This window comes from Leptospira gomenensis, from assembly GCF_004770155.1.
In the GTDB taxonomy this organism is placed as follows: domain Bacteria; phylum Spirochaetota; class Leptospiria; order Leptospirales; family Leptospiraceae; genus Leptospira; species Leptospira gomenensis.
In genome coordinates this window covers 23006-30144 of sequence record NZ_RQFA01000041.1, presented here as the reverse complement: position 1 = coordinate 30144, position 7139 = coordinate 23006, and the positions used below count along the sequence as shown (strand labels likewise).

4 protein-coding genes and 1 pseudogene are annotated in these 7139 nt (G+C 40.6%); 2 read left to right on the top strand and 3 right to left on the bottom strand.

Features of this window, described 5'->3' with window-relative positions:
- Positions 1-252: pseudogene (locus tag EHQ17_RS19950) on the bottom strand (integrase core domain-containing protein); the annotation flags it as partial.
- A 338-nt stretch (positions 253-590) separates the two neighbouring features.
- Here EHQ17_RS19950 and EHQ17_RS10445 point away from each other — a divergent pair.
- Positions 591-1592, top strand: coding sequence for a DUF1016 N-terminal domain-containing protein (locus EHQ17_RS10445; protein ID WP_135590843.1), 1002 nt, complete (start codon positions 591-593; stop codon positions 1590-1592).
- 110 nt (positions 1593-1702) lie between these two features.
- Here the strand turns inward: EHQ17_RS10445 and EHQ17_RS10440 are convergent, their stop codons facing one another.
- Together EHQ17_RS10440 and EHQ17_RS10435 are read right to left on the bottom strand one after the other, a co-directional pair.
- A complete protein-coding gene (locus EHQ17_RS10440) occupies positions 1703-2482 on the bottom strand; it encodes a hypothetical protein (protein ID WP_135590842.1) in 780 nt (259 codons plus the stop codon).
- A gap of 616 nt (positions 2483-3098) precedes the next feature.
- Positions 3099-3632 carry a hypothetical protein gene (locus EHQ17_RS10435; protein WP_135590841.1) on the bottom strand — a complete coding sequence of 178 codons (534 nt, stop codon included), beginning with the start codon at positions 3630-3632 and terminating at the stop codon, positions 3099-3101.
- 2035 nt (positions 3633-5667) lie between these two features.
- Between EHQ17_RS10435 and EHQ17_RS10430 the strand changes: the two genes are divergently transcribed.
- Complete coding sequence (locus EHQ17_RS10430) at positions 5668-7044, top strand: GAF domain-containing SpoIIE family protein phosphatase (protein ID WP_135590840.1); 1377 nt, start codon at positions 5668-5670, stop codon at positions 7042-7044.
- Positions 7045-7139 lie beyond the last annotated feature (95 nt).

Sequence of the window (7139 nt, the reverse complement as noted above, 5' to 3'; positions counted from 1 at the left end):
GATCCTTTTCACGGAACTTAAGGAAATATCAAATCCTAAAAGTAAAAGCTCTGAATGAATTCTGGAAGCTCCCCAACAAGCTCCGTTTTTCAACATGTCTTTGACTTGATAGTAGATGTCCCAATATATACGGAGCTTGGATCTTCCGCTTGATCTTTTCTTGAACCCGAAGATTTGTTTGGATTTTAGAAGTAGAAACCTGAACGCACTTTCTACTTTTTGAGGAGATAGAAGCCAAAAAAAGACTAACAAAATATTTTCGAGAATAAACAGAAACAACCAAGTGTTACAGTAACAATGATTAGGTGACTCCACCGCACCAAATTGTGCAACAAACTAAAGCCCTCACCACCAAAAACGGAACGTAAATACTTTCAGATTATAATCTCAAATTTTTTGCGACAACAGGCTGACGTTTTTTGAAATTTTTATTGCCCAATCCCTCACGGAATGCCACTGACTGCCGATTCTGGGCATTCTACGTAATCCACAGAAACTCTCTCAATCTCAATTTCTTTCTCCTTCAAACTTAATCCACTTGCGTTTTTCCTAAAAGCAAACATCCTTGCTTTCAAGAAAAGGTCCCTAACTTGAAACAAAGACAAAAAGTTCCTCAAGACATCACGACTGAGATTGCAGAAGTATTGAAGTCGATTCAAACGAATACATACAAAGGAGGGAACAAATTCTTTTTAGAAGGTTATTTAAAAATCGGCTCCTTACTTAGTGAAGAGTTTAACACGGATGTGACGAGTGAAAAATCGAAACAAAAGATGAAAAACATCATAGAACGTCTTTCGGTGGAATCGCAAAAGATTGAAGTTGGTTTTTCCAGAAGATCACTTTACTACGCTCTCAAGTTTTATTACGCCTATCACAACAAGACTTTAAACTACGGTTTGAGTTGGGGTCATTACCGAATTCTTGCTTCCGTGTCCAACGCAAACGCAAGAAGGAAATTGGAAAAAGACGCGATCGAGAACGGTTGGAACCGTTTCGTTTTAGAGAGAAAAGCTCGTGAAAGCGGCTACTACGGCGGGGGGCGGTCTTTGAAATGGAATCGTCCGAGCGGTGAGATCTTCCATTACAAAATCGTAAACAAAGACTCAAACAACAAAGACAATCTCTGGATCGATTTAGGATTTAACTGTTTTCATTCTTTGGATTCTAAAAATTTTAAATCGAATGCTATCCTACGCTTAAAGAAGGAAAAGAAAAATTGGCAAATTGAAAATGCTGATCCGAAATCTTTCCTGTATCATTACTTTTGCACTTTGGAAAGAGTGGTAGATGGAGATACTTTACTTGTGCAGATATCCTTAGGTTTCGATCTGATCTCTCGTCAGAAGATCCGTTTACTTGGAGTGAATGCTCCCGAGCTTGGAAGCGCGGACGGGGAAAAAGCGTTTGAATTGTTGAAGAAGAAATTAAAACCGGGAATGAATCTTTTACTCCGCACTCATTTTCAGGACAAATATGGTCGTTATCTTGGGGACATTTTGTATTCTAAGAACAAGAAATCAGATTACAAAACTTTAATAGAATCGGGAATTCATTTAAATGAAGAGTTGTCGAATTTGGGTTATGAATAAAAGAGAAAAACCCGTTTTTAGGGGACAAACTCGATCGGTTTGCGGGAAAGTATCGATGAGACGCAGACTTCGATCAAGATTCATTTACGTCTTGTCGGCAATCGAATGAATCACGGATCCTGATTCGCTCCTCTTTGATTTTTCAGTTCTTGATAAACCGAAGCGACCTCTTCCTCGTACTTTGCGAATGTTCGAGCGAAATGAATTTTGGCGCCTTCTTGTGTGATAGGGTTGTCTCCGAAAAAAAGTTTCTGAATGCTCCGACTCTCCTTCGCAAGGATCGGAATCGCATCAACGAGAGTCGCAGGAAATTCCTTATCGGAATCGCGGGAAACGAATGCCGCGTAAATTCCTAGGAATTCGATTTTTTGCAAAGGTTTTTTGAAGCTAAGGATTTCGGGATTCTTAATCGGTAACTTTGAGACTAAGTGGAAAGCCGCCGAATGGCCTCCCGGGTTTACCATCGTATTCGTTTTTTCATAACCGGTTTCGAAGAGTTGGAAATGATCGTTTTCTTTCAAATCGCCGATCAAAAAATAAACGGGAATGTTCGGTTGATCCTGATTGGAGATCGTGATTCGGGGAGAATACGCATATTCCGTTTTATTTTTTTGATGAATTATAATTCCCGAATAAGGTCGAAATGGAATTTTTTTGCAATTGCCAGTCTCGTCCTTTTGGTTGAGGTCGCAGAGTGTCGTCCTAAACGGATCTGCGGGCGAAATTTGAGTTCTCGAAAAACCGAGTACTTTTTGATCCTCAACGATCACAAGGCCGAACGCGACTATTTTTTGAGGCTCTTTCTCGTATGTCTCTCGTAGAATGTATTTTTTTTGGGTGCAAGAAATAAAGAAAATACCTGAGATCATCAATGCGACTAACTGATTCATGATTAGCAGGTATATTACGCGGATTGATTCGATGACAACTATCTTTTGCATCGATATCCATTAAATTTCAACGCTTATCGATTCGGAATCATTCGCATTTTGTCTAGAATTGATATTACGAAGAGTTCGATAAATCATTATGGTTGGTACATGCCTCGTCCAAAAAACCGTCGTTTGTCGAGTATTTCTGCGGTGCACAGCTAACAAGTGTTAAGCGGGAATATCATTTCTGACCTCGGAATGAAAGTAGCATGATACCCCCAAAAAAAGAACTTTTCGTTTGATAATCTTGGAGGTAGGAGAAGGAAAGGTAACGATTCTACCACATATCAGAAGAACAGGCGTTTGGCGAGTGCACGAAGGCAAACTACGAAACAAACTCAACCCTCACCACCAAAAACGGAACGTAAATACTTTCAGATTATAATCGTGAATTTTTTGCGACAAGAGGCTGAAGTTTTTTGAAACACTTTTTCTCGAAAACCTACACAGAAGGGCACGAATCGCCGAATCCGGACACTTTACGAAAAACCTCATATTAAAAATCGAAATCCGAAACTCATTCTGAAAGGATGCCTATTTTTAGAGTTCGTTCTGGAGGCGAAACGTTTTACGATTATTGAATGAAGTAAGGAGGCTGAAGATTTATCTTAATTTGTTCCATAGAATGTTTGCTACAATTCTCAAGAGTTATTTCTTCTTTCCCGCAAAACTGTTCATTCAAATCGGGATCATTGATCTTACGAATGACTTCGATGCCGTCCTCTATGTATGCCACTCTATCGACGATCCGCGACCTCGAGAACCAATTCATTTCGACCCGTACGGCATATAGGCCGGCGAATTGAATCGCTTCGTTAGAGGTGACCTGTATCGGAAATTTTTCGGAATTTTGGACGTGATAGTATGTATTTGGATCCATGTAATATTCTTTATTTCCGGATGAAAAACCGACATCCGTAATGTATAACTTAGAGGAAAGATCCGCCTCCACTAATTTAAAAATAGAGTTATCCACCTTTAGAAAGAAATTAGCCTTTTTCCAAATTGAAATCCGATCCGTTCCGTATGTTTTTGAATATTCTTCTTTTCTAATTAACTCTCCTCTCGGAAAAAATGTTTCCACTTTGCAGATGTTTTCTTTTTTCAAGTCTTCCGGAGAACAGTCACGCGTAAAGTACGATAGCTCCGGACGCGGGAACGTGATCGAATATTTTTTCCCGAATAGGGGAATATCATATTCTTCATACGTGAATATTGCCATTGCGAGAATTTTCTTGTTCGTGTCTTCGGTTTTAGGTTTCAGTATGAATTTATACTCGATCGAGTTACAGGAAAATATCGATAGAGCAAATGCTCCGATCAGGATGTATTTAAATTTCGTTAGCCACATAACGTCAATTTTGCGTATTTTCGGAAAAAACCAAGCTGAAAATGAATTTCAAAAAACAATAATCGAACACATTCCGCTTTGATTCGATACGGCCAAGTTTCAACGCTTATGGAGAAATTCCAGGAGGAAGGGTTTGTATTCTTGGAACAAAAAGTCGTATTATTAAACTTTAATATACCTAGGGATTCATTTGAATGAAAAGTCGTCGATTTGAGTTCACGAGTAATAAGTCCCGTTTTCAGAAGACAAAATGTTCGATTCTAAATTCCGAAAAATAATAAAAAAAGAATAAAATTCGATAAAATGATTAAAATCGGCGAAATTCGTATAGTATCCTAAATTAAGTATAAACAACCATTGCTTATCGTCTAAAATCTTGGTATCCTATGAAATTTAAATTGAAAGTTCGATCTTTGTGAAGGTGCGCGAGATTGCGCACCGATTCGTATCGTTTTAAGTAGGACGGGCTTTGGGGATGTTCCGTATTGCAGGCAATCTTCTAAAAATCGTTTCCTATAAATAGAGTTTCAAATCTGGGTAGATGTAAGGTTGATTTAAAATTTCATTTATAAGAAACTTTTACAATTTATTAAATGATAAATACCCTATTTTCGGATTTTAATTCGTTATTAAGTAGGGACGATTTAAGTTTGAATTGATTTGTTGTAACGAATATCGGTAACAATTATCCTTAGTGACTTCATTCGTTCCGCAATAGCTTTTCGTTAGTTTTTGATCGTTTATTTTTTTCATTGTTTCGATTCCGTCTTCGATGTATGCATCTAAAGTGATAAGATTCGTATTAAATCTCTATTGTCGCGAATCCGAATCGAATAAATTCCCGCGAACTGTACGTTTTCGTTCGAAGAAATCTGGAGTGGAAAGGATTCAAAATTTTTAATATTCCAAAAAAATATAGGATCTTATTTCTAGTTCTTCCGTTTTCGGTTTGGGTCGCACTGCCGCAAAGTTTGGATTTTTGTACAGTGAAATTAAGTCTGGATCATAGGCTCTAGGGAAACTTCTCCACGGAGTAAAACCTATGTGTGCAAGATAGTATTTAGTAGCCTGGTCTGTTTCGTTTACTTTCAAGGCGGTTTAACGTGAGTTTTGTTGGTCGGTTTGAAGTCGTAAAAATCTCCCGTCTCCGTTTTGACTTTACGAAATAAAGTATAAAGAACCGCTCTCCGCTCCGCGTATTCAAACATCCGCATTTTAATCCGCAAAACCTGCTTCGTTTTTCCCGAATTTGACTCCGACTGCGCAGGCCGTGCAAAGCCCCCTTTTAAAGGAAAATTCCTTTCTCTCATAACCCCGCGAGCGATCAAGGCGTGGTCAAGTTATTGGCTTTAGAAAAATGTAATGTTTTCAAAGCGGAATACAATAACTTGACCGGAGCTGCGAGCGCGGTCCGGCGCAGGTTCGATGCGGCGTTTCTCTACGGATAGACACCGCAGGACGCGGCCAAGATGACTTCGGAAAAAACTCGCCACACGACTACGAGTCGGAAACCGACAAACATAAAACGTCGGTGGACGCGTCCGCAACTTTAGAAATGCGGGATCGAAAGGTTTTACCGTTGAATCGGGAATGATCGGAGTAAGATTTGAACGAAGCTCCGAAGCTCGGGCGTTTCGCTTTTTGTTCGTTCGGAAAGTCGGCGGTCTCCGTTTTTCACCCAGCAAAATCGATAATTTATTGCACTTCGCTTTAAAAATGTATGGCATTTTTTTAATTTTATGAAAGTCTTATGATCTAACTTTCCGTTTCCAAGCGAAACCGTATTTCAGCCATGATACACGACGTCGTTCACAGCAAGGAGGAAACCCTCCGTCGTTTTAACCGGGAATTGATGTCCTTGGCTAAAAATCCAGTCATCGACAGCGGACTGCGGGACGAGGCTTTGAACGTGCTTACCGAGTCGATTGCTCGCGCACTCGGTTGCGAACGATGCAGCATCTGGTTCTACAGCGAGACCAAAATCTCCATCCAGTGTTTGGACCTTTTCATTCTCTCAGAAAACACGCATAACTCCGGGATGGAACTTTTCAAAAAGGATTTTCCTCATTATTTCGAAGTGCTTCAGGAGCAAAGACTGATCGTCGCGGACGACGCGGTGATAGACGACGCAACTAAGGAATTCGCTCAGAATTATCTTCTTCCTTTGAACATCGTTTCTATGTTGGACGCTCCGATCCTTATGGACGGAAAACTCGTCGGAATCATCTGCAACGAACAGGTCGGCAAACCGCGTTCCTGGAGTCTCGAAGAACAAACGTTCGTCGGTTCGATCGCGGATATGATTCCCCGTATTTTCCAAGCGGTTGAACGGAAAAAGGCTCAGGACGAATTAAAAAAAGCGAATGAACGTCTAGAGCAAACTGTACGTGCGAGGACCAGAATTATTCTCAGTCAAAAAGAGGAATTGGAACAACAGATTCGTATGGCCCAAAAAATACAAGGGGCTCTTCTTCCTTCGGCGCTTCCCAGATTCGAATCGTTCGATCTTCAGTTTCTCTACGCTCCCATGATGGATTTAGGAGGCGATTTCGTTGACTTTCTCTACGACGAGGAGACTTCTTCGCTTGGGTTTTTTATCTGCGACGTTTCCGGTCATGGCGTTTCCGCGGCGCTTCTTGCTTCCATGGTCAAGATGTCCTATTTTAATTGGAGATCATTTATTCAAGATCCTGAATATGGAATTTCTCAAATATACCGTTCTCTTAACGGAAAGTTCGCGGGTCATTTTATCACCGCGGTTTTGGGCGTTCTCGACGTCAAAACCGGAGAAGGAAAGATGACTAACGTGGGACATTGTCCTCCGGTCCTTCTTCACAAAGGATCCGATCCGATTTCGTTTCAAAAAACGGGTGCGCTTTTGACGGATCTGGTCCCCCTCCGTATGGAAACCGTTCCTTTCTCTTTGGAACCAGGGGACCGTTTGGTGCTTTATACGGACGGAATCGTGGAAGCGTTTAACGCGGAGAGAGAATTGTTTTCCGAAGAGCGACTTCTCTCCGTTTTAGGTTCGGGTGAAAACGAAACCCTGGCAGGGCTTTGTCAAAAAGTTTTTTCCGAAGTTGCCCGTTTTATGGGGAATTCGCACGAAGGTTTTACGGACGATTTGACGATTTTGGCTTTGGAGCGTAAGAAGTTTCCGTATTTATAATATACCGATCTGCTTGTGCGTTTTTAACGAGGGGCGTCGATCGGTTTCGTAAAAATCTTTTACGGGAAATTTCCCGTTTTTTTTCGTTAAAATAT